At 36.2% G+C, this 22,890-nt stretch carries 22 protein-coding genes; all 22 read left to right on the top strand.

Going from position 1 to position 22,890, the window contains the following annotated elements; genetic code table 11:
• Nucleotides 1-544: 544 nt before the first annotated feature.
• Nucleotides 545-1,501 carry a Wzz/FepE/Etk N-terminal domain-containing protein gene (locus ACOI22_RS06005; protein WP_420671104.1) on the top strand — a complete coding sequence of 319 codons (957 nt, stop codon included), beginning with the start codon at nucleotides 545-547 and terminating at the stop codon, nucleotides 1,499-1,501.
• Nucleotides 1,502-1,684: 183 nt separating this feature from the next.
• Entirely contained in the window at nucleotides 1,685-2,155 is a 471-nt protein-coding gene (locus tag ACOI22_RS06000; protein ID WP_420671102.1) for a GDP-mannose mannosyl hydrolase, read from the top strand.
• Nucleotides 2,156-2,421: 266 nt separating this feature from the next.
• On the top strand, nucleotides 2,422-3,555 hold the full coding sequence (gene gmd, locus ACOI22_RS05995) for a GDP-mannose 4,6-dehydratase (protein WP_420671101.1): 1,134 nt from the start codon (nucleotides 2,422-2,424) through the stop codon (nucleotides 3,553-3,555).
• 4 nt (nucleotides 3,556-3,559) lie between these two features.
• Complete coding sequence (gene fcl, locus ACOI22_RS05990) at nucleotides 3,560-4,531, top strand: GDP-L-fucose synthase (RefSeq protein ID WP_420671100.1); 972 nt, start codon at nucleotides 3,560-3,562, stop codon at nucleotides 4,529-4,531.
• Between the two features lie 6 nt (nucleotides 4,532-4,537).
• A complete protein-coding gene (gene rfbB, locus ACOI22_RS05985; protein WP_420671099.1) occupies nucleotides 4,538-5,584 on the top strand; it encodes a dTDP-glucose 4,6-dehydratase in 1,047 nt (348 codons plus the stop codon).
• Nucleotides 5,585-5,587: 3 nt separating this feature from the next.
• On the top strand, nucleotides 5,588-6,457 hold the full coding sequence (rfbA, locus tag ACOI22_RS05980; protein WP_420671098.1) for a glucose-1-phosphate thymidylyltransferase RfbA: 870 nt from the start codon (nucleotides 5,588-5,590) through the stop codon (nucleotides 6,455-6,457).
• The gene (locus ACOI22_RS05975; RefSeq protein WP_420671097.1) at nucleotides 6,450-6,872 is read left to right on the top strand and encodes a sugar 3,4-ketoisomerase; all 423 of its coding nucleotides are present in this window, start codon (nucleotides 6,450-6,452) and stop codon (nucleotides 6,870-6,872) included. Before rfbA ends, ACOI22_RS05975 begins: the two co-directional genes overlap by 8 nt.
• Nucleotides 6,862-7,638, top strand: coding sequence for an NDP-hexose 2,3-dehydratase family protein (locus ACOI22_RS05970; RefSeq protein WP_420671096.1), 777 nt, complete (start codon nucleotides 6,862-6,864; stop codon nucleotides 7,636-7,638). The genes ACOI22_RS05975 and ACOI22_RS05970 overlap by 11 nt, the downstream gene beginning before the upstream one ends.
• A 1-nt stretch (nucleotide 7,639) precedes the next feature.
• The gene (locus ACOI22_RS05965; RefSeq protein ID WP_420671095.1) at nucleotides 7,640-8,572 is read left to right on the top strand and encodes a Gfo/Idh/MocA family protein; all 933 of its coding nucleotides are present in this window, start codon (nucleotides 7,640-7,642) and stop codon (nucleotides 8,570-8,572) included.
• A 24-nt stretch (nucleotides 8,573-8,596) separates the two neighbouring features.
• Nucleotides 8,597-9,862, top strand: a complete 1,266-nt coding sequence (locus ACOI22_RS05960) for an oligosaccharide flippase family protein (protein ID WP_420671094.1) — start codon at nucleotides 8,597-8,599, stop codon at nucleotides 9,860-9,862.
• A 5-nt stretch (nucleotides 9,863-9,867) separates the two neighbouring features.
• Nucleotides 9,868-10,692: a hypothetical protein gene (locus ACOI22_RS05955; protein WP_420671093.1), complete on the top strand. Its 825-nt coding sequence runs from the start codon at nucleotides 9,868-9,870 to the stop codon at nucleotides 10,690-10,692.
• Complete coding sequence (locus ACOI22_RS05950) at nucleotides 10,692-11,402, top strand: glycosyltransferase (RefSeq protein WP_420671092.1); 711 nt, start codon at nucleotides 10,692-10,694, stop codon at nucleotides 11,400-11,402. Before ACOI22_RS05955 ends, ACOI22_RS05950 begins: the two co-directional genes overlap by 1 nt.
• Before the next feature lie 40 nt (nucleotides 11,403-11,442).
• Complete coding sequence (locus ACOI22_RS05945; RefSeq protein WP_420671091.1) at nucleotides 11,443-12,699, top strand: O-antigen ligase family protein; 1,257 nt, start codon at nucleotides 11,443-11,445, stop codon at nucleotides 12,697-12,699.
• 212 nt (nucleotides 12,700-12,911) lie between these two features.
• Nucleotides 12,912-13,838: a hypothetical protein gene (locus tag ACOI22_RS05940; RefSeq protein WP_420671090.1), complete on the top strand. Its 927-nt coding sequence runs from the start codon at nucleotides 12,912-12,914 to the stop codon at nucleotides 13,836-13,838.
• Entirely contained in the window at nucleotides 13,828-14,568 is a 741-nt protein-coding gene (locus tag ACOI22_RS05935; RefSeq protein WP_420671089.1) for an acyltransferase, read from the top strand. The genes ACOI22_RS05940 and ACOI22_RS05935 overlap by 11 nt, the downstream gene beginning before the upstream one ends.
• Nucleotides 14,569-14,587: 19 nt before the next feature.
• Nucleotides 14,588-15,517 carry an NAD-dependent epimerase/dehydratase family protein gene (locus ACOI22_RS05930; protein ID WP_420671088.1) on the top strand — a complete coding sequence of 310 codons (930 nt, stop codon included), beginning with the start codon at nucleotides 14,588-14,590 and terminating at the stop codon, nucleotides 15,515-15,517.
• The gene (locus tag ACOI22_RS05925; protein ID WP_420671087.1) at nucleotides 15,486-16,658 is read left to right on the top strand and encodes a glycosyltransferase; all 1,173 of its coding nucleotides are present in this window, start codon (nucleotides 15,486-15,488) and stop codon (nucleotides 16,656-16,658) included. Before ACOI22_RS05930 ends, ACOI22_RS05925 begins: the two co-directional genes overlap by 32 nt.
• Before the next feature lie 43 nt (nucleotides 16,659-16,701).
• Entirely contained in the window at nucleotides 16,702-17,445 is a 744-nt protein-coding gene (locus ACOI22_RS05920; protein ID WP_420671085.1) for a glycosyltransferase family 2 protein, read from the top strand.
• A complete protein-coding gene (locus ACOI22_RS05915; protein ID WP_420671084.1) occupies nucleotides 17,442-18,395 on the top strand; it encodes a UDP-glucose 4-epimerase family protein in 954 nt (317 codons plus the stop codon). The genes ACOI22_RS05920 and ACOI22_RS05915 overlap by 4 nt, the downstream gene beginning before the upstream one ends.
• Nucleotides 18,396-18,411: 16 nt before the next feature.
• Nucleotides 18,412-18,984, top strand: a complete 573-nt coding sequence (locus ACOI22_RS05910; protein WP_420671083.1) for a sugar transferase — start codon at nucleotides 18,412-18,414, stop codon at nucleotides 18,982-18,984.
• Between the two features lie 270 nt (nucleotides 18,985-19,254).
• On the top strand, nucleotides 19,255-21,264 hold the full coding sequence (locus ACOI22_RS05905; protein ID WP_420671082.1) for a polysaccharide biosynthesis protein: 2,010 nt from the start codon (nucleotides 19,255-19,257) through the stop codon (nucleotides 21,262-21,264).
• Nucleotides 21,265-21,529: 265 nt separating this feature from the next.
• Complete coding sequence (locus tag ACOI22_RS05900; protein WP_420671081.1) at nucleotides 21,530-22,873, top strand: UDP-glucose dehydrogenase family protein; 1,344 nt, start codon at nucleotides 21,530-21,532, stop codon at nucleotides 22,871-22,873.
• Nucleotides 22,874-22,890: the final 17 nt, after the last annotated feature.

Raw genomic sequence — 22,890 nt, 5'->3', positions numbered from 1 at the left:
ATTGAATGTTAAGAGAATGACCATGTCCAACTGCTATTAACGAAAAGTTGTATTTAACGCTCTGCGTGATTATTTTGTATGCTGATAAGCCCACTAATAATATGCGGTGAATTAATCTTGTTGAATTAATCTACAAAATTTACAAATTAGTAATTTAGTGTTATTCGACGTATTTAATGTGACTTTATGACTTGATTTAGATAAGATAACGTATTGTTTTGATTAGTTATCTAATTTTACTAACGTCAAATTACGTAATAGCTAACGTGTGTTTTACTTTAAGAATGCTATGAAAATATTTAGTTGCTCTGGTGCGTACATGAATATGTCGACGAGTCTAAGATTTATATTGTCAAGCTTGATGGGGCGGTTAGTGTGCCTGAGTTCGATTTCTGGTTTAGTAGCATCGAACGAAAGATGCTAGAGCCTGGAGATACAGTTGTCGTTCATAGGGGGCAAATTATGGAAACCTTGGTTTTTGGCAAGGAGTCACTCAGATTATTTATCACTCGGCAGTTGCGTTGACTGCAGTAAGGACTTTAAGATGTCAGATAGTGTAATATATTCCGACTCTCATGATGACGAAATCGACTTGCGGGAGTTGTTTAGTGTTATCTGGAGAGGTAAATGGATTATTGTTATTATTACTTTTTTATTCAGCATCGCTGCGGTAGCGTATGCTGTTAGCAAACCGAATATTTATAAATCTCAGGCACTGCTAGCTCCAGTTGAACAAGAACAATCCTTAGGTGGTCTTCAGGGGCAGTTGGGGGGCCTAGCTAGCCTTGCAGGTATTAATTTGGGCGGTGGTTCTAGCAATAAAACACAACTAGCGATTGAAATTCTAAAATCACGAAATTTTGTTAGTGAATTTATTGAAAAACATGACATTTTACCAGACTTAATGGCCCCAGAGGCTTGGGACATGAGCAATAATGAGGTCATATACAACGCAGAGCTTTATGAGTCGGCTAAGAAAACTTGGGTAAGGGAAGTTAATTTACCCCGTAAGTCTAAACCATCAATGCAAGAAGCTTATAAAGTTTTTATAGGGCGATTAAGCGTTGCAACTGACACAGATACGGGAATGGTATTAGTTAGTATTGAACATATATCGCCATTCATTGCAAAAAAATGGGTCGATTGGTTGGTCGAGGATATTAATGAAACGATGAAAAAGAGAGATGTAGATGAGGCTGAGAAAAGTACGGCTTTTTTAGCATCTCAGTTAGCAGAAACCAAAATCACAGACATACGAGAAGTGCTATACAAGTTAGTAGAAGAACAAGCCAAAACAATTATGTTTGCCAATGTGCGTAGTGAGTATATATTTAAAACGATAGACCCGCCACTTGTACCTGAAGAGAAAGTAGGTCCAAAGCGTGCATTAATTGTTGTTTTAGCGTCATTTTTGGGTGGTATGTTAGCAGTTCTTATTTTGTTAGTCCGTTATTTTGTAGTTAATCAAAGCACGAATGACAATAGAGAAACGCAGAGCTAACAATGGTTATGTTGTTCTTACTAATATAGGCAACTCAACTCATGTTACCTGTAAAAAATCACCTCAGATTTAAAATTGTGACTATTAAAAATAACAAAAATTAAACTTCAAAACTAAGAACTTTTATTGGTGATAAACCATTAGAGGCGTGATTAATGCCAGAATAATTAGGAAAAAATATGGATGTTAAATAAGGATATGTTTGAAATGGTTGTGGCATCAACTCCCCTCGTATCTATCGATTTATTGGTGAGAGATGCTAAAGGTAGGATATTGTTAGGAAAACGAGTTAATCGACCGGCTAAAGGTTCATGGTTTGTCCCTGGCGGTAGAGTTTTAAAAGATGAGACACTCGAGCAGGCCTTCATTCGCTTACTAGATGTTGAATTAGGGATAGGGCAAACAAAAGCCTGTTTCAAAGGTATTTATGAACATTTTTATGAAGAAAATTTTTCTGAAAAAAGTTTTACAACACATTATGTAGTGATGGCATATGAGATAATGTTTACTGCAGAGATGTCAGTGTTACCCATTGCGCAACACAATGACTATCGTTGGTTCTCAGCAACGGAATTATTAAACCATAGTGATGTACATATCCACACCAAATGGTATTTTCAAAGAGACAAACAAGCCGACTTTTTATTTATGTGATTAATAATTTTTGAAAGGGTTGGAATAAAAAGTATTGTTAATGACTATACTTTAAGAAACAAATTTGTAGTTGATAAGGTTCTTTAATTTGTAGACATAAGGTAATGCCCCTGAATTGATTTACAATGCTGAGACAAATACTTACTTAGAGGCTAAGCAGCACAGATAATATCTACACCAATTGTAAATTGGGACTATGTAAAGTTCAACTTAAGTACTGTTGACAATAGGCACGGCCCCTAAGATTCGAGTAAAGGAAGCAAAAAATGAAAAAAAATAAAGTTGCATTAATCACAGGTGTTACGGGTCAAGACGGCTCTTACCTTGCAGAATTGTTGCTAGAAAAAGGTTACGAAGTTCATGGTATAAAACGCAGGGCTTCATCGCTAAATACCGAACGTGTTGATCATATTTATCAAGATAATCATGAAAAAAACCAGAAGTTCTTTTTGCATTACGGAGATCTAACCGATTCATCTAACCTAACGCGTATCATAAAAGATGTACAACCAGATGAAGTTTACAACCTAGGTGCACAATCGCACGTTGCCGTGTCTTTTGAATGCCCTGAATATACTGCGGATGTAGATGCAATGGGGACATTACGTTTATTAGAAGCGATTCGCTTTTTAGGGTTAGAAAAGAAAACAAGATTTTACCAAGCTTCTACATCTGAACTATACGGTGAAGTGCAAGAAATCCCCCAAAAAGAAACGACTCCATTCCATCCACGCTCGCCTTACGCTGTAGCAAAAATGTATGCGTACTGGATAGTTGTTAACTACCGTGAATCTTACGGTATGTATGCTTGTAACGGAATTTTATTCAACCATGAGTCTCCTCGTCGTGGTGAAACATTTGTTACACGTAAAATCACCCGTGCTATTACCAATATTTCTCAAGGTTTAGAAAAATGTTTATTCTTAGGAAATATGGACGCACTTCGTGATTGGGGACATGCTAAAGATTATGTACGTATGCAGTGGATGATGCTACAGCAGGAAACGGCAGATGATTTTGTTATCGCAACAGGTAAACAAATATCTGTACGTGAATTTGTATCATTATCAGCGAAAGAAGTAGGTGTTGAATTAGAATTCTCTGGTGAAGGTATTGACGAAATAGCGACAGTTAAGGCTATCACAGGTAATAATGCACAAGCATTAAATGTTGGTGATGTCATTGTGCGTGTTGACCCGCGTTATTTCCGTCCAGCGGAAGTTGAAACCTTACTCGGTGACCCTTCAAAAGCAAAAGAAAAATTAGGTTGGGTACCAAAAATCACCGTTGAACAAATGTGTGCTGAGATGGTTCAGAATGATTTGAGTAAAGCAAAACAACATGCACTGCTAAAAGCACACGGTCATAACGTAGCTATTTCAATTGAAAATCAGGGTTAACAGTATGGTAGCGTTAAATACAAAAATATTTGTTGCGGGACACCGCGGTATGGTTGGCTCAGCTATTGTTCGTCAACTTGAAGCAAGCGGTCATACTAATATTGTTACCCGCTCGCGAACTGAATTAGATTTAACTAACCAACAAGTAGTACTTGAGTTTTTTCAAACAGAAAAAATAGAACAAGTGTATTTAGCTGCAGCTAAAGTGGGGGGAATAGTTGCTAATAGTACTTACCCTGCTGATTTTATCTATGAAAACCTAATGATCCAGTGCAATATTATTCACAGCGCACACTTATCTAATATTCAGCAGTTATTGTTTTTAGGTTCTTCGTGTATATATCCTAAACTAGCAGAGCAACCAATGCAGGAAACTGCATTGCTAACCGGTACCTTAGAAGAAACTAATGAACCTTATGCAGTAGCTAAAATAGCAGGAATCAAACTGTGTGAAAGCTATAACCGCCAATATGGTCGAGATTACCGCAGCGTAATGCCTACAAACCTTTACGGTGCACATGATAATTTTCACCCAGAAAATAGCCATGTTATTCCTGCGTTATTACGCCGGTTTCATGAAGCAAAATTAAATGGTGATCAAGAAGTCATTGCGTGGGGTAGCGGTAAACCAATGCGGGAGTTTCTATATGTTGATGATATGGCTGATGCTTCAATTCATGTAATGAATCTAGCTAAGTCTAGCTATGATAAAAATACCGAACCTATGTTAAGCCATATAAACGTCGGCACTGGCGTAGATTGTACGATCAAAAAATTGGTTGAAACGGTTGCTAAGGTTGTAGGTTTCGAAGGCGAAGTTAAATTTGATTGTACTAAGCCTGACGGTGCACCTCGTAAATTGATGAATGTAGATAGACTTAAATTATTAGGCTGGGAATATACAACATCGTTAGAAGATGGTCTCACCAAAGCTTATGAGTGGTTTTTGAACAATCAAGATAAGTTTAGAGGTTAGAAATAAGTGAAAATTTTAGTCACGGGCGGTGCGGGATTTATTGGTTCAGCGGTTGTTCGCCATATCATAAAAAACACCCAAGATTCAGTTGTTAATCTAGATATACTGACATATGCAGGAAACTTAGAATCATTATCAGAAGTTAGTGATTCAGCGCAATATAGTTTTGAGCAAGTCGATATCTGTGACCGCATTGAATTAGATCGTGTTTTTGACGATCACAAGCCCGATGCTGTTATGCATCTTGCTGCAGAATCTCATGTAGACCGTTCAATAGATGGACCGGCTTCATTCATCGAAACTAATATAGTAGGTACCTACACTTTATTAGAGGCTGCTCGGCAATATTGGTTGAAATTAGATCACAAACAGAAATCAGTTTTTCGATTCCATCATATATCAACTGATGAAGTATATGGGGATTTAGAAGGCACGACCGACTTATTCAACGAAACCACATCATATGAACCGAGTAGCCCATACTCAGCATCTAAGGCGTCAAGCGATCATCTAGTGAGAGCGTGGTTACGTACATACGGTTTACCTACAATCATTACTAATTGCTCTAATAACTACGGTCCTTACCATTTTCCTGAAAAACTAATTCCATTAGTTATTTTAAATGCATTACAAGGTAAACCTTTACCAATATATGGTGAAGGAGACCAAATTCGTGACTGGCTATATGTTGAAGATCATGCTCGTGCTCTATATAGAGTTCTTACCAAAGGTAACATTGGTGAAACCTACAACATTGGGGGGCACAATGAAAAACAAAATATCGAAGTGGTTGAAACCATCTGCCAATTATTAAATGAATTAGTGCCACAAAAAAACGACTATCGTAATCAAATTGTTTTTGTTTCAGATAGACCCGGTCACGATGTTCGTTACGCAATAGATGCAAGTAAGATTGAACGAGAGCTTGATTGGAAACCAGAAGAAACATTCGAAACAGGTCTAAGAAAAACCGTTGAATGGTATTTGAAAAATAAGACGTGGTGGCAACATGTACAAGATGGTTCGTATAAACGAGAGCGTTTAGGAGCATAAAATATGAAAGGAATAGTTTTAGCTGGCGGTTCAGGAACACGCCTTTATCCAATTACTCAAGGTGTATCAAAACAATTACTCCCCATTTATGATAAACCAATGATTTTTTATCCTATTTCAGTGTTGATGCTCGCAGGTATACGAGATATTTTAATTATAACATCACCTGAAGACATAGGAAGCTACCAACGTTTGTTATCTGATGGTTCTCAATTTGGAATTAATATTTCATACAAAATCCAAGCTAATCCTGATGGATTAGCTCAAGCTTTTATCATTGGTGAAGAATTTATAGGCAATGATTCTGTATGTTTAGTTCTAGGAGATAATGTCTTCTATGGTCAAGGTTTTTCTCTTCAACTCCAAAAAGTTACAAAGGGTATTGCTGGGGCTACGGTTTTTGGATATCAAGTTAAAGATCCCCAGCGTTTTGGTGTGGTTGAATTTGACGATGAAATGCGCGTACTTTCAATAGAAGAAAAGCCAAAATCCCCTAAATCCAATTTTGCTGTAACAGGTTTATATTTTTATGACAGCGATGTTGTGAAGATAGCTAAGGAAATTAAGCCATCGGATAGAGGTGAGTTAGAGATTACATGTATCAATAATGAATATTTACGTCGGGGCAAATTAAATGTAGAGCTATTAGGCCGTGGCTTTGCATGGTTAGATACAGGTACTCACGATAGTTTATTAGAAGCAAGCCATTTTGTTCAAACTATTGAGCATAGGCAAGGATTAAAAGTTGCTTGTTTAGAAGAAATCGCATATTCAAAACAATGGTTAACCAAAGATCAAATTCTTAAACTAGCACAGCCGATGCTAAAGAATAATTATGGCCAATATTTGTTGGAGTTAGTCAGTAATGATTAATAATGGTTGGAATATTACGGTAATTGATCATATTCAAGATGATCGAGGGAACCTATCAGTAGCTGAATTTGGCAAGCATTTTAACTTTAAAGTAGAGCGAATATTTTATCTTTCTAATATTGGCAAAGATGAACAACGAGGTGACCACGCCCATGAACAGCTGAATCAATTCATACTGTGTGTTGCAGGGAGCTTTGATATCATTCTCGATAACGGTAAAGTACAGGAAACTTATAGTATGTCAAACAACGGGAAAGGTCTTTTTGTCGATGGCTTAGTTTGGAGGACAATGAGTAACTTTACAAGTGATGCTGTAATGTTCGTACTATGTGATCGTATTTATCAAGATGATAGAGTTATTAGAGATTACGATGAGTTTTTAGTTAAAGTTAAAGAGAACAAAAATGAAAAATAATAGCTATCAAACTTGCTTAAGAACCTTTGCTGAATGTTATAAAACGCTCGGGGGCGAGGAAAGTAATATTTCATTAGAGTTTAAGTTCGAGCGTATGATTTCTCATGATGAAAACCATGAATTTGAATCTATTCTTTCTTGGTATAAAGAACAATGTTCAAAATGTAAAATGAAAATAGACCTTATACCATTGAAGGAATGCAGAGAATGGGACTTTGACGAAACAACGGGGTCTTATGTTCACTCTTCAGGGGAGTTTTTCAGAGTAGACGGCTTAAGAGTGTCTAATAGTGACACACGGGAAGTTACTGGCGGTTGGGATCAACCCGTACTAACACAAGTTGGCTATGATGGCGGTATATTGGGGCTGCTTCGTCAAAGAATTAATGGTATTCCACATTATCTTGTGGAAGCGAAAGCTGAACCGGGCAATTATAATTTAGTACAAATCAGCACAACCGTTCAAGCGACTTTTAGTAACTTAAAGCGAGCTCATAAAGGGAACAAAACACCCTATGCTGAATATTTTCTTGATACAGATAAAATGGGTGCTAACATATTATTTGATGAATGGATGTCAGAAGATGGCGGGCGTTTATACAATAAACGCAATCGCTCTATGATAGTCGAACTTCCTGAAAGTGTTCATCTTAGTGTTGTAAGTGAGCGATATCGATGGGTAACGCTATATCAATTAATTAAGCTTATAGCTACACAAGATGCAATAGTTGCCCCCCACATTCGTGGCATACTGGCAGGGATATAAAATGTTAGCAATTATTGGTTTTGGAGATCATGTACAACGTAATATTTTACCTGCATTAGAAAAACTTCAAGACGTTATGGTGAAATATGTTGTTGTAAGAGAATTAGATAAATATAAGCATCAAACTAATTTCTTTTTTATAACAGATTTTTCTAAAGTCTTAAAAGATAAAGATATTACTTCTATATATATTGCGACTCCTATTAGTAGCCATTATAAGTATGTAAAAGAAGCATTAACAGCAGGTAAGAATGTACTTTGTGAAAAGTCTCTTGCAACTAGTTTTGAAGATAGTGAGGAACTAGTTAATCTTGCAAAAAAACTAAGAGTAAAACTTCAAGAAGTAGTCATGTATCAATATCATGATCAATTTATATGGCTTAAAAACTACTTAAAGAACGAATGCAATGAGGGATTAGTCAAAATACATACTAATTTTCAAATTCCTCATCTATCATCGGATAATATCAGATATTCAAAAAGCCTAGGGGGAGGGGCATTACTTGATGTTGGTTTTTATCCAATATCGATGATTGTTTCATTACTTGGTACGCCTAACATCGTGAAATCAATACTTACAGAACAGTCAAATTATTCAGTTGATCTAAATGGTGTAGCTATTTTTAATTATAAAGAACTATATGCTGTTGCAGAATGGGGCATTGGGCGACCATATAGAAATGAAATAGTCCTTGAGTTTGAAGATAAACAAGTGATTGTAGAAAGAGCGTTTTCTAAGCCACCCACATTACACACAGTCGTCACAATTACAAAAAATAATGGGACTAGGGAAGAAATTTCTATTAACTCGTGTGATCATTTTAAGAGGTTATTTTATGATTTTTTTAGTAGTGTTGATAACGATTTAGAACACCTTCAAAGTATTCTTGGAAGAGCTAAAATAACTGATGCTATTAAAAATGAACTGTTATAACGTTTACTATTTAGAAAATATTACGTGAGTATCAATAGAACAGCAGTCCTTTACAAAGCATTCTCTTCTTCATTATTGTCTAAGTTAGTCAGTTTTATTTATCAGTTACTATCAATACCTTTGTTGATTTCTATGATTGGCACGCATAATTTTGGCCTTTTGGCGATATTAATGTCAATGATAGGCTGGATTAATATTTTATCTGGGGGGATTAGTCCGTTTGTTACAAAAGTTATTTCTGAGAATAAAGGGCTTTTAGAGCAACAAAGTGTTATTGCTGGAAGTCGAACTCTACTCGCTTTCGGTAGCTTAGTGCTAACAGCAATTTTTTTAATTATTGGACAATTTCTATATAAAGATAACCAAGAATTGGCTATCCCAACACTTATCTTATTTGTTATATCTGTTCTAACGATTAACTTTACGGTTGCTGATTCTATTAGGCAAGGGTCTATGCAACAGCATATAAATAATCTATTTATGATGTGTGCAAATATCACGATTATTATCTCTATTTATTTTACTTATCAAATCCCTTTAGCTGAACAAATTTTACTGCCACTTGCTGTTACCATATTGTACTTGCCTCTTTTAATATCGAAAATTATAAATTTTTTGACATTGGACAAAAGGTTTTTTGTGAAAGGCTTTTACTTACCTTTTAAAACTAACAAATTGCTGTTTAGAAAAATATATCACTTCATGTTAGCCAACCTTATGATCCAACTTTCTGTTGTTATTATAAAGTCATTTGCGATAATTTACCTAGGGGCTAATGACACACTTGCAGCTGCTAAAATGGAAATTATTTTTCGTTACTTACTTATATCAGGTACATTTTTTGCTGCTATTCAATTACCTTTATGGCCATTAATTACAGAAGCTAAAGCAAAAAATGATCTGCTTTGGTTAAAAAAGGTTAAAGTATGGCTCGGACTTGGTTTCTTAATATATGGCTTAACCAACTTTGTTATTATGATTAACTTTGGCTTGGCAATATTTGAGCTTTGGCTTGGGAAAGCGGTTATATTTTCACAACAAGAGATCGTACTTGCCGGTTCCTACTTCTTGGTTATATCCATTGTACAAGCGCCGGTTATTATATTAATGGGACTTGGAGCCTTTAGTTATATGGGAAGAATGTTGATGGCTGAGGCATTGTTATTTTTAACTTTTATTTTAATTGGCTTTATATTTTCATTTCGAATCGATTTAAGTGCTGTTCTGGCTGTTATGACAAGTCTTAGAGTGGTGGTCTTTGTTTTTTTATTCCAAAGGGCTTATAAGTAATTACAATGGCTAAAGTTATCTTCGTTTCATATGCCTCGGGCACCTATAAACGTAACATTTATTGGAACAAATTTTTTGTACGATTCTTTATTAGGCCAGACAAAATAATCTTTTTAACTGATGAAGACCTTCGACAAGCTCCTATTTACAATAAGTATTTGTCAATTTTTTCAGCTAAAATCGGGGCTGGTTATTGGGCATGGAAACCTTGGGCTATATCAAAAGCTATGGATTTAGCCGAAAATGACGACATTGTTATATATCAAGATTGTGGACAAGGGCTTCGATATAAAAATTTTATGAAGCCAAGTAATATAATATCATACGCAAAAAAGTATAATGTTATGCCTGGAGTTTTGATACCAGAGCACGGAACGAATAGAGAATGGACTCATAAACAGTGCTTTAACCTAATGGAATGTAATTCTGAAGAGTATTATAATATAGCACAGGTTGAAGCGGTTATTTCTGCATGGAAAGTTTGTAACAAAACAAAATTGATAGTATCTGAATGGTTAAATTATTGTACCGATGAAAACATCGTAAGTGATAAATATATCGATAAAAATTCTTGTTTTGCGACGAAAGGTCATCGTTATGATCAATCTATATTAACCAATTTAGTTATTAAGCATAACTTAGTCCCTATCAGTCATAATCTAGTTGGTTTGCATTTATTTAAGAGCATGTCCTTTTTAAATTTATATCTAGCTAGAGATGTGTGGTACTCAAAAATTATATTTACTACCATACATCAATGTGTAAAATTATTAAGAACAATTAGAAGAAATAAGATAATAAGCCCTTCAACAAAATCAGAGAAAAAGTAATGTCCTTTAGTATCATCACCGTTAATTATAACAACGCGATTGGTTTAAATAAAACTATTTGTAACATTGATTTAATCAGGTCAAAAACCAAATCTCCGGTGGAAGCTATCATTGTAGATGGCGGTTCTACAGATGATAGTCTCGAAATTATTAACCGTAAATCTCACACAATTGATAAATGGGTTTCTGAAAAAGATAAGGGTATTTTTGATGCTATGAATAAAGGAATAGCGCTTGCTTCAAATAATTGGTTAGTTTTTATGAATTCTGGTGATACATTTTACAATGAAGATATTTTAACAATATTAATGGCAGAAGATATTGATGATTCAATTAACCTTATCTATGGCGATAAAATCGAAAGTGGCAAGGTCAGTTACGCACAAAGTCTTGACAAATTAAAAGTAGGGGTTATTCATGCTTGTCATCAGTCTATGTTTTTTAGAAGAAGCCTAAATATCCATTATGATAAAAGCTCTAAAGTATATGGTGATTATGGTTATGTTGTTGACCATATACTGCGCAACCCCAATTCGGGACTTTACTTAAATCAAGTTATTTCAGAAACAGAACCTGATGGAGTAAGTTCGAAAGTATCTTTGCAAAAACGCTATGAAAAATATCAGCAGGTAATATCCAAATACGGTGTCACCAATGTATTTTTATCTCTTCTTTATCGTATGAAACTATTATTTAAGAACGTAAAGTGATGCAAACTTATCGCCTTTTTATATTTATAATCAGTTCAAAATGAAAATACAATATGCTGCTAACAACAGTAATCTATTTCTTTTCTATGTTTCGTTTTCTCTTTTTGGCTACTGTGTCATTGCGCCGCTTGCAGAGCTCATTTCTCCCAACTCAGAAACTTCTTTGGTAACGATTCTGTACCGAGTGTTTGTCCTTGGTGGTGCGATGCTATTTATTTTTCAGCTGTTTTTTCTTCTTAAAAAAATGTACGTAGAGACTCTAGGAATGTGTGCTTTATTACTGGTACTACTTTTTTGGTTTATTTATACTTGTCGTTTATTTTATGATGCTACCTTTCAAGCTAATCTGTTGGGCGAAGATACTATAATTAGTTATATCACAGTGGGTTATGGGTTTGTTTTTATTCCAATGTTAGCTGTAGCTCGCTCTTATAATGAAGCTGATTTAAAGCGTTTATTTATAATGAGCTTGTATATCTTGCTTCTTGGGGTTTTATTAAATCTTTCTGTTTCAGCATTTCAAATACTTAGTGGCAGTTGGCAAGGCGGCCAACGTCTTTCCACGGAACGGCTAAATCCAATTTCTTTAGGGCGATATTCTGCAGTTTTATTTTTATTGGCATTTGGCTTAATTCAAATATATAACAAAAAAAAAATATTATTAATAATTGTTATGTTTATTGGTCTCATTGGGGTCTTATTATCAGGATCTCGCGGGGCATTAGTTTCGCTCTTATCTGTACTAATAATTATACTATTAGCAAATGTCAGCTTAAAAAAAATAATGTTGTTTAGTATTCTGTTACCGCTTTGTGTAGGTATAGGTATTTTTTTAATGTCTGTATTAGTTCCTGATATAGATGTAATTTCAAATTATCTGGCAATGGGCGGGAAATCTGACCAAAGTGCACAAATCCGTTATCAGTTGTATCACGGTGCACTAGAGCAGTTTTATAATAAACCAATTTTAGGCGATCTTATTGTTGAAAGAGAATATAAGTTTTACCCTCATAACCAAGTTTTAGAAATATTAATGGCTACAGGAGTGACTGGTATGTTGGTTTTTGTAAGTTTGAATTTATTTGTCTTAGGTAAATTAAACATGTTAAAAAATTGTACTATCAGTAAGCGAGGAGGAGTGTATGGAATATTGACGTATTGTTTAATTTTCTATGTTCTTGGAGGTATGTTTAGTGGAACTATTTTTGGAGCATTGGAATACTGGTATTTCGTGATAATCATATGCTTTAGTACAACAAAGTATGGTTCTGTTAGTATCCATAGGCGTATTTTTTAAATATAACTTGAGAACTGTTCACTGGTTTTAACACTGACTGGTATTGTTTATATTTATTGATTGAAGACGGTCAAAAAAATGATTAGAAAAGCCGACACATAGACTATCCATTAACCTATTACGATATTTTAGTGGATATTAGCTATTCTCATTTTCTATTCGTTTATGGGGTAAATTTGAGCTAATCAGAGATGAAATAAAAGAGAAATATCATGAAAGAAGTAAAAAGCAGTAAAGGTCTAACAATAGCAGTCGTTTTTTTCGCATTTAATAGACCAGATAAATTGAAGAATACTTTCAATTCATACCTTAGTTGCCACAATGCACAAACAGATGATATTTTTGTTTTTATTGATGGTCCTAGAAATTTGAAAGAACGGATTCTTACTGATGAGTGCTATCAAGTGTCTAAAGAGTTAATGCCTCAAGCAACAATTATTGCAAGGGACGAAAACTTGGGGCTTAAATATTCAATTCATGGTGGAATATCTGATGTTCTAAAACATTATGAAGCAGTTATAGTTATCGAAGATGATTTGAAGTTAGACTCGGAATTTTATAACTTTATGCGGACGGGGTTAATTAAATACAATGGGCATGAAAAGGTTTATCAAATATCCGGTTATAACTATAAACCTGAAGATGGAATAGATGCGTTTTTTTTACCTATCACAAATTCTTGGGGCTGGGCTACATGGAAAAGCAAGTGGCAAGGTTTTGATTTGACGACAAATTATCAATCTTTAATAGTGACAAAAAGTGATAAAACTAAATACAACTTTGGTGGTTCGTTTAATTTTTCAAGGATGATTAATTTAGAGTGTAGCGGAAAAATAAGCTCTTGGGCCATTCGTTGGTATTCTTATGTGTATTCGTATGACGGTTTGACACTTTATCCTCCTCAAAGCCTGGTCGTAAACGACGGTTTTAATGACGGGGGCACTCATTCATCTTATGCTTCGAGTGAATTGTTTTCATCAGCCATCTCCTACTCGACGATCGATATAAACTATCCAGATGTTGTCGAACTGTCTGAATTTAAGGTTGGGACTTTACAAAAACATCTTAGAAAACGCTTAAATAAAAAGATAGTTGGTTACATCAAATCTCTTCTAAAAAGGGTATCCTATGCTAAATGAGTTAAAGGTTAAGCTTAGAGAGCTAGCAAAAAGTAATGTAGGTCTGATGATGCTACGTGGTTATTATTTCATTACAGGTTTTATGGGATATTTTTACAGATATAAGTATTTTTTTAAATGCACCATATCAAGGACTGCGCGAGTGACAGGTTGGAGACAAGTTTCATTAGGTCGTAATGTGGTTATTTGTAATCGTACGTGGCTCAATGTCAACCACCGAAATAATCGAAGTACACAGTATATAACTATTGGTGACAACTCATTTATTGGTGAAAATAACTTTTTAACTGCAGGGGCGCATATTACCATTGGCGCATATGCATTAACTGCGTCGAATTGTTCATTTATTGGCGCATCCCATAATATTGACTCAGTCATGTCTCCCTACATTAAAACAGGAGTAGATAGTGAAAATGTAATACAAGTTGGGGTGAATTGTTTTTTTGGCTATGGTGCAACCGTTATCGGCAATGTGAATATTGGTCACGGTTCAATTATTGGCGCTAAATCAATTGTCTTAAATGATGTCCCACCCTTTTCCATTGTGATTGGTAACCCCGCAAAAGTTATAAAAAGGTTTGATTTTCATTCTCAAAAATGGGTAAAAACCGATATAGATGAATCCTTAATTCCAAGTCAAGAGCAGTATTTAGAGTTAATAAAGGTAGGCAATGAATTAATATTGATGCCTTATATTTTGGCAGCAAAAAATTTCAGTAGTATTATTTAACAATAAAAAAGGCTCAATTTTGAATGAAGTTATCGTAACTGGTTGTTTTGGCTTTATCGGAAGCAACCTTGTAAATAAACTTTCCCAGCAAGACTGTAATGTATATGGTGTTGGTAGTGGAGGAGAGAAAAAATCAAATAGTAATTTTTTAAATGGCTATGTTGATTTCAATAACCTCAATAAACTTCTTAAGCTAATGAAAGGTAAACCTAAGACTATTTATCATCTTGCTGGTGGATCTTCGGTCGGGACCGCAGTCGACAACCCTTATGGGGACTTTTGTAAAAGTGTCGATACTGCTTCACTATTATTTGAATGGGTTCGTGTAAATTCACCTGAAACTAATGTGATTATTGCGTCAAGTGCAGCGGTATACGGTAGTCACTCAGGCGGAAAGCTTAGAGAAAACTCAAAAGTTAACCCTTATTCTAATTATGGTTATCACAAAGAGATGGTTGAGCGTCTAGCTTCAATGTACCGTTCAAATCATAATTTAAAAATTACAGCTGTAAGAATATTCTCAGTTTATGGTAACGGCTTGCGAAAGCAATTACTCTGGGATATGTGTAACAAACTTAGAAACATAGATAAGCCGACAATTTTAACTTGTTTTGGAACCGGAAATGAAGAACGGGATTGGATTCATATCAATGATGTCTGCGATAGCCTTTATGCGCTTGGTAGTTTAGGGAACTCAAGCCCATGTGTTGTAAATTTAGGGACGGGGACAAAACATACCGTAGCTGAACTTATTTCGCTTTTGTGTATGCATTGGTTTAACGGTCAAGTTGACATTGACATTGTTTTTAACAATTCATCTCGAGCTGGCGATCCATTTTCTTTAGTTTCAGATTGCGTATTTAAAGATAGCCTATGTGGAAAATACAAAGTTAAGTTAGATGAAGGTGTTGCTCAGTATGTCAATTGGTACAAACAGAATCATGAATAATAAAAGAATAAGACTAGGTATTTTTTTTCCATCGCCAAAACTTTGGATGGGCGGGGCAAATTATTACTTAAGATTAGTGGCATTACTTTCCGAATATTCAAGTAGTATCGAAGTAATCGTTTTTATGTCGCGTGATATTGATGGTGATTTTGAAGAGTTGCTTTTATCCATGAAGAATGTTGAGTTAGCTTATGTTGAATCTACTCAGCAAAAATTAACTGATGTTTTGTCTGCAGTGCTTCTTGGTAAAGATAAGGTTGTTTCTCTTTTATCGGAGAAACACAATATTGATGTTTTTTACAGTAATGCTAGATTTTTTGGTTGGAATTTTAAAACACCCGTCTTATCTTGGATCCCTGATTTACAGCACATATATCTCCCGAAAATGTTTTCAATGCTGAAAAAACTAAAACGTAATATTGGTTTTTTAGCGCAAGCAAAATTTTCATCTGGTGTTGTTTTCAGTAGCTATGATGCGAAAAATAGTTTTTTAAAAACATACCCTACTCCAGAGGATAAGTTGTTTGTTATAAGGTTTGCTGTGAAGGTAGCAAAAGTACCCGAAAAAGATATTGAGGCAGTAAAAGAAAAGTACCAACTTGAAGATAAGTATATATTCTTACCTAATCAATATTGGCCTCATAAAAACCATGAAGTTGTTTTGCGAGCTATTAAGTTTCTCCGAATGAAGGGAGAAAAACCATTTCAGATTGTTTCTACAGGTAGTACCGAGTCGGAGTCATTTAAAAAATGTCAAACATTTATTCGAGATATGGACATTACTTCTGATGAATATAAAGTATTAGGTTTAATACCTGGTAGTGATGTTTTAGCTTTAATGGCTGGAAGTTCTTTTGTTCTCAACCCCTCTTTATTTGAAGGTTGGAGTAGCACTGTCGAAGAAGCTAAATCTCTTAGTAAAAAGATGATTCTTTCCGATATCCCAATCCATAGAGAGCAAGAGCCAAAACATGGTGAATTCTTGTTTTTCGATCCCCGAAATATCGAATCACTTGCGACATTAATTTGCTCAACTATAAAGACAAAAGTGATTTCTACTACTCAACCAGAACTTGATTTACAGAAACGATTTTTTGACGAACTAGAATATGCGATAAAGTTTGTAGCAATAAAAAAATAAGCTAAAACATTCAAACAATTATTTACTTGGAAATATTTATTAAATGAAAGTTTCAATCATTACGGTATGTTTTAATTCTGAGAAAACGATTGAAGATACAATACAATCTGTTCAATCCCAGACTTACCCTAACATCGAATATATTGTCATTGATGGTAAATCTAACGATTCCACAAACGAAATAGTGTCAAAATATAAAGCGGTGGTAAGTGTACATGTTAGTGAGCCTGATTATGGGCTTTATGATGCAATGAACAAAGGTATTAAGTTAGCCACTGGCAATATTGTTGGTGTGCTGAACTCGGACGATACCCTCGCAAGTGAAGAAACAATCATTAACTTAGTATCCGCCATAGGTAATAGTGATGGTATATATGGTAACGTTGGTTTTTATTCAAAACATGACTTTTCTGTTAAGAAAAGGCATTATTCATCTGCTGGATTTAACAAATCAAAGTTCTCGCGAGGTATGATGCCTGCTCATCCTTCGTTTTACGCAAAAAAAGAGTGTTATGAAAAAGCAGGGTTATACCGTACTGATTTTAAGATAGCTTCTGATTTTGATATGCTACTGCGGATTTTTTCGTTGCCAAACACATCATTTACCTATTTAGATGAAGAAATTGTAAAAATGCGATTGGGGGGACTAAGTACTTCTGGTTTTATGTCTAATTTTATACTTAATAGAGAAATATTGGCGTCCTGCCGAAGCAACGGAATTAAAGCAAATTGGTTTTCTATTATGTCCAAGTATCCGAGTAAAATGATGGGTTATATTTTTAAATGATATTGCTGACAGGGGCCACTGGATTTGTTGGCGGAGCATTGTTTGATGCTTTAAAAAATAAAAGCGTCCGTTGTTTGGGAAGGCAAAATCCTTCAAAAACAACTAAATCTTCATTTTATCAAAGTGAAATTAATGCCGATACTGATTTCGCGGTTGCTTTGCAAGATACAAATGTACTTATCCACTGCGCTGCTCGAGTGCATATTATGGATGATAGCGCGACAGATCCATTAGAGGCGTTTCGAGAGGTAAATACCTACGGTACGCTTAATCTAGCGCAGCAAGCTGCGAATGCTGGCCTAAAACGTTTTATCTTTCTTAGTTCAGTAAAGGTAAATGGCGAGTCGACAAAACCCGATTTACCGTTTAGGCCTGATGATCAATTTATACCCACTGACCCTTACGGCTTAAGTAAGTATGAAGCTGAAGTAGGGTTGCGCGAAATTGCAGCGAAGACAGGTATGGAGGTTGTAATAATTCGTCCACCATTGGTATATGGCCCAGGTGTGAAGGCTAACTTTGCTTCGATGATGAAATGGGTTAACAGAGGGTTGCCAGTGCCATTAGGTGGTATCAAGAGCAATAAACGTAGCTTAGTGTCGGTTGATAACTTAGTTGATTTAATTGTTACTTGTATTGACCACCCTAATGCGGCAAATCAAACCTTTATGGTATCTGACGATGATGATGTTTCAACCTCTCAATTATTGGCTAATATCGCCACCGCATTAGGTGTGCCGAATAGATTGTTACCTATTCCTGGTACATGGTTTACTTTGACTGCAAAGCTAATGGGTAAAACGACTATAGCGCAACGGTTATGTGGGTCGTTACAAGTTGATATATCAAAAACAAAAGAAATGTTAAATTGGCAACCACCTTGCAGCTCGGCTGAATCAATGAATAAAACAGCTGATGCTTTTCTTGCAACCCTCAGTTTATACAAATAAAAGACATAATTAACCAATGCATATAATTTTAATCCGTCTCCTCGATTTTTTGCTGGCTTTCTTTGGTCTATTGACCACTTCTCCAATTTTAATTGTTGTTACTATTATTGGTTACTTTGATACCGGCTCGCCGATCTTCATTCAACAACGCATGGGTAAAAATAAACGGCCATTTAAACTTATTAAATTTCGCACTATGACAGTTGAAACCAAATCGGTAGCCAGTCATCTTGCAAGTGCGGCTTCTATCACTAAATTGGGCGGCTTTTTACGTAAAACTAAAATAGACGAGTTACCACAGTTAGTAAATGTACTTAAGGGCGAAATGAGTTTTGTAGGTCCTCGGCCAAACTTGTTCAATCAAGAAGAGTTAATTACTGAACGAGATAGCCGTGGTGTGTATGCCGTATTACCCGGTATTACAGGGCTTGCACAGGTGAGCACCATTGATATGTCTACGCCAAAGCTGCTTGCTGAAACTGATCAGAAGATGATTGCTGAGCTGTCATTAACTCAGTACTTTAAATTCATTATTATGACCATAACTGGAAAAGGTGCAGGTGATAGAGTACAGAGTGACAATCAATAATCATTTACTAAGTAGTAGGTGAATCGCTACCATTAATCCATATATTTATTTATTCGTTCCCGTATTAGCGGTTGGACGAAGAAATATACGGCTTATTAAACACCACTCTAAAAACAGGAATTCTAGACTTTACCTCTTACAATAAAGACCAATGTAGTGTGCCAGTGTATATTTGTTAAGAAAAGCGCATTGCAGATAAGTTTTAAGTAGTTGAAATAAGCTCGTATTGAGCTATACTCACAGAGTGAAAATTTTATTTCAAGGAAAGAAATGAGTTCTACTAAAAAGCCACTAGACTCAGAGCATAGCGAGAAAAACTTGCGCGTAACCCCCCTAATTAAATTATTCAATGCCAGCCGAAAAACAAAACGGGCTGTGACATTAGTTGTGGATTCGATGTGCATTTTCTCGTCATTTTGGTTAGCGCTTTTCATACGTTTAGATAGTTTTACCCCTTTTTTTGAGAGCAGTTATTGGTCGATTGTTCCTATAATTCTCTCATTGAGTGTTTTTATCTTTATTCGTTTGGGCTTGTATCGTGCAGTTCTGCGCTATATGAGTTCGCAAGCAGTGTGGGCGATTGTTGCAGGAACAATACTTTCTACGTCTAGTATTGTAATAATTGCTTTTTTCTCTTCTATTCCTATCCCTAGGACTATGCCGCTAATATATGGAGCATTAATACTCTTAACGGTGGGGGGCTCAAGATTAATCGTTCGGGCTTCAATAGGTCACTTTTCTGGCTCAAATAAAAAACCAGTAGTGATTTATGGCGCAGGCTCCGCAGGACGTCAGCTAGCGACTGGTTTGGCAACAGGCGCAGAATATTATGTAAGCGCATTTATTGATGATGATAAGGCTAAGCAAGGTTCAATTATTCAAGGTGTCCCAGTAATAGATATTCAAGAATTACGTACACTTATCTTTGAACACAAAGCATACAAAGTGTTGTTAGCATTGCCTAGTGCTAGCCGTTCTCGCAGAAATCAGGTAATTAGCCAGTTAGAACACCTGTCTGTAAAGGTGCAAACCATACCTGGTTTTAAAGATGTTATTGAAGGAAACGTACCTGATGACCAAATTATTGACGTAGAAATAGAAGATTTGTTAGGCCGCGAACCCGTAACGCCTATTCCGCAATTAATGGCACAGCACATTACTGCAAAAGCGGTAATGGTGACTGGCGCTGGTGGGTCAATAGGCTCGGAGCTTTGCCGTCAAATTTTAAAATACAAACCCATTAAACTAGTTTTGTTTGAGTTGTCAGAATATGGCTTGTATGAAATTGAAAAAGAGCTATCAGAATATATTGTTAAGCAAGGCCTAAAAACAACACTTTATCCCATAATGGGGTCTGTACAGCGCATTAACCGTGTTGAAGCAGTGATGAAGTCATTTGGCGTGGATACTATATATCATGCAGCTGCCTATAAGCATGTACCGTTAGTGGAGCATAATGTGGTTGAGGGCGTTAGGAATAACGTTTTTGGCACCTATTACACCGCCCGAGCTGCAATTAATGCAGGTGTTGAAACCTTTGTGCTTATTTCAACTGACAAAGCTGTAAGGCCCACTAACACCATGGGGGCGAGCAAACGTATGGCTGAATTGGTTTTGCAAGCTTTGGAAGAAGCCAAAGTGAATACAGGAACACGTTTTTGCATGGTGCGCTTCGGGAACGTACTTGGCTCTTCCGGTTCGGTAGTCCCCTTATTTCGTCGCCAAATAAAAGAAGGCGGGCCTATTACACTTACTCATGAAGATATCACTCGTTACTTTATGACCATACCGGAAGCAGCACAACTTGTTATACAAGCGGGGGCAATGGGGAAAGGCGGTGATGTGTTCGTGCTTGATATGGGTGAATCGGTGAGAATTAAAGATTTAGCCGAAAAAATGATTCGTTTGTCTGGTCTTGATGTAAAAGACGACAAAAATCCCGATGGGGATATTGCAATCACATGTACTGGTCTTCGCCCGGGTGAAAAGTTGTATGAAGAATTGCTGATAGGTGATAACGTGCTTGAGACCTTCCATGAGCGGATATTAACCGCGAATGAGGCGATGCTCTCATGGGATGACTTATCGCCCATTTTAGACAAACTCGATAGAGCTTGTCATAACTTTGATCATGAAACCATACGTGAAATTTTACTCAATGCACCAACCGGTTTTAATCCAACCGACGGTATTTGTGATTTAGTATGGGCGCAACGAAATAAAGAGCAATCAAAAGATTCTACTGAACTTAGAAAGCCAAAATTAAACGTGATCAAATAATTTTATTGCGGGCATGTTTATTGCTTTTGTTTTAATCGTTTCATGGGGAGGTTAAGGTGTTCCTATTATATACCCATCCCACATTGCTCACTCATTGCACCATAAGAAATAATGCGCCCTGTTTTTGTGCTGCAATATTCGCTATAGTCGACATCTGAAATTACTTTATAAGTGGAAACTTATTTATGGGCGCTTATATAGTTTTGTAATGTACACGTCATACAATGTTGCTAATGTTTAGCTCGTTTTGTAAAAGGAAATATTAATGAAAGTAACGGTTTTTGGTATAGGCTATGTAGGCCTTGTGCAAGCAGCTGTGTTAGCTGAAGTAGGACACGAAGTAGTTTGTGTAGATGTAGACCAAAATAAAGTAGATAACCTTGAAAAAGGCATAATCCCCATCTACGAGCCTGGCTTGACGCCACTAGTTACTTCAAATTTTGAAGCTGGAAGAGTAAAGTTTACTACTGATGCAGCCGCGGGTATTGCACACGGTGATGTAATATTTATAGCTGTAGGTACACCACCTGATGAAGATGGCTCAGCTGATTTAAAATACGTATTAGCGGTAGCGAGCAGCATAGCTACGCATATGAACGGTCATAAAATTATCATCAACAAGTCTACTGTTCCTGTAGGCACCGCAGATAAAGTCACGGCAAGAGTGAATGAAGTACTCGCTGAAGTGGGGAATGATTTTACGTTTGATGTGGTATCAAACCCAGAATTTCTTAAAGAAGGCGCCGCAGTTAAAGATTGCATGAGCCCTGACCGGATAATTCTTGGCACTAAAAGCGCTACTTCTGAGAAGAAACTGCGTGAATTGTATGCACCATTTAATCGTAACCACGATAAAATTATTGTTATGGATGTGCGCAGCGCAGAACTCACAAAATATGCTGCGAACTGCATGCTAGCCACTAAAATCAGTTTTATGAATGAAATGGCAAACTTAGCAGAGCAATTTGGTGCAGACATAGAAAATGTTCGTAAAGGTATTGGTAGTGATTCAAGAATTGGTTATCAATTTATTTATCCTGGTTGTGGTTATGGCGGCTCTTGTTTCCCTAAAGATGTGCAGGCGCTTATTCGTAGTGCAACTGCAGTGGGTTATGATGCTAAGGTATTGCAATCAGTAGAAGCAGTTAACTACCGCCAAAAAGAAAAATTATTTGATTACATCATGCGTCATTTTAACAATGATGTGGCTGGAAAAACCATTGCTTTGTGGGGTTTATCATTTAAGCCGAATACCGATGATATGCGTGAAGCTTCTTCAAGAGTGCTGATGGAGAAATTGTGGGAGCAGGGCGCCAAGGTCCAAGCCTATGATCCAGAAGCGATGGAAGAAACCCAGCGAATTTATGGTGCACGCAGTGACTTAAGTTTAATGGGCACTAAAGAAGCCACTTTAAATAACGCTGATTGCTTAGTAATTTGTACTGAATGGCAGGCGTTTAAAGCGCCTGACTTTGCGCATATTAAAGGCACCTTAAAAACCCCCGTTTTATTTGACGGAAGAAATTTATTTGACCCAGAAACCGTTTCGGAATACGGATTGCATTACTATGCAATAGGTCGTGGATTATCGGTATCACCGGTTATTTAATTTAGGATGAAAGGTTA

This window comes from Glaciecola sp. 2405UD65-10, from assembly GCF_048820975.1.
In the GTDB taxonomy this organism is placed as follows: Bacteria; Pseudomonadota; Gammaproteobacteria; order Enterobacterales; family Alteromonadaceae; genus Glaciecola.
This window is presented reverse-complemented; position numbering and strand designations above follow the sequence as displayed.

Coding starts and splice junctions, on each gene's coding strand:
- ACOI22_RS05940 (WP_420671090.1), top strand. CDS start 12,912: ATGAAAGAAGTAAAAAGCAGTAAAGGTCTAACAATAGCAGTCGTTTTT.
- ACOI22_RS05920 (WP_420671085.1), top strand. CDS start 16,702: ATGAAAGTTTCAATCATTACGGTATGTTTTAATTCTGAGAAAACGATT.
- fcl (WP_420671100.1), top strand. CDS start 3,560: ATGGTAGCGTTAAATACAAAAATATTTGTTGCGGGACACCGCGGTATG.
- ACOI22_RS05905 (WP_420671082.1), top strand. CDS start 19,255: ATGAGTTCTACTAAAAAGCCACTAGACTCAGAGCATAGCGAGAAAAAC.
- ACOI22_RS05970 (WP_420671096.1), top strand. CDS start 6,862: ATGAAAAATAATAGCTATCAAACTTGCTTAAGAACCTTTGCTGAATGT.
- ACOI22_RS05975 (WP_420671097.1), top strand. CDS start 6,450: ATGATTAATAATGGTTGGAATATTACGGTAATTGATCATATTCAAGAT.
- ACOI22_RS05900 (WP_420671081.1), top strand. CDS start 21,530: ATGAAAGTAACGGTTTTTGGTATAGGCTATGTAGGCCTTGTGCAAGCA.
- ACOI22_RS05935 (WP_420671089.1), top strand. CDS start 13,828: ATGCTAAATGAGTTAAAGGTTAAGCTTAGAGAGCTAGCAAAAAGTAAT.
- ACOI22_RS05950 (WP_420671092.1), top strand. CDS start 10,692: ATGTCCTTTAGTATCATCACCGTTAATTATAACAACGCGATTGGTTTA.
- ACOI22_RS05915 (WP_420671084.1), top strand. CDS start 17,442: ATGATATTGCTGACAGGGGCCACTGGATTTGTTGGCGGAGCATTGTTT.
- ACOI22_RS05925 (WP_420671087.1), top strand. CDS start 15,486: ATGTCAATTGGTACAAACAGAATCATGAATAATAAAAGAATAAGACTA.
- ACOI22_RS05945 (WP_420671091.1), top strand. CDS start 11,443: ATGAAAATACAATATGCTGCTAACAACAGTAATCTATTTCTTTTCTAT.
- ACOI22_RS06005 (WP_420671104.1), top strand. CDS start 545: ATGTCAGATAGTGTAATATATTCCGACTCTCATGATGACGAAATCGAC.
- ACOI22_RS06000 (WP_420671102.1), top strand. CDS start 1,685: ATGTTAAATAAGGATATGTTTGAAATGGTTGTGGCATCAACTCCCCTC.
- ACOI22_RS05965 (WP_420671095.1), top strand. CDS start 7,640: ATGTTAGCAATTATTGGTTTTGGAGATCATGTACAACGTAATATTTTA.
- ACOI22_RS05955 (WP_420671093.1), top strand. CDS start 9,868: ATGGCTAAAGTTATCTTCGTTTCATATGCCTCGGGCACCTATAAACGT.
- gmd (WP_420671101.1), top strand. CDS start 2,422: ATGAAAAAAAATAAAGTTGCATTAATCACAGGTGTTACGGGTCAAGAC.
- rfbA (WP_420671098.1), top strand. CDS start 5,588: ATGAAAGGAATAGTTTTAGCTGGCGGTTCAGGAACACGCCTTTATCCA.
- ACOI22_RS05910 (WP_420671083.1), top strand. CDS start 18,412: ATGCATATAATTTTAATCCGTCTCCTCGATTTTTTGCTGGCTTTCTTT.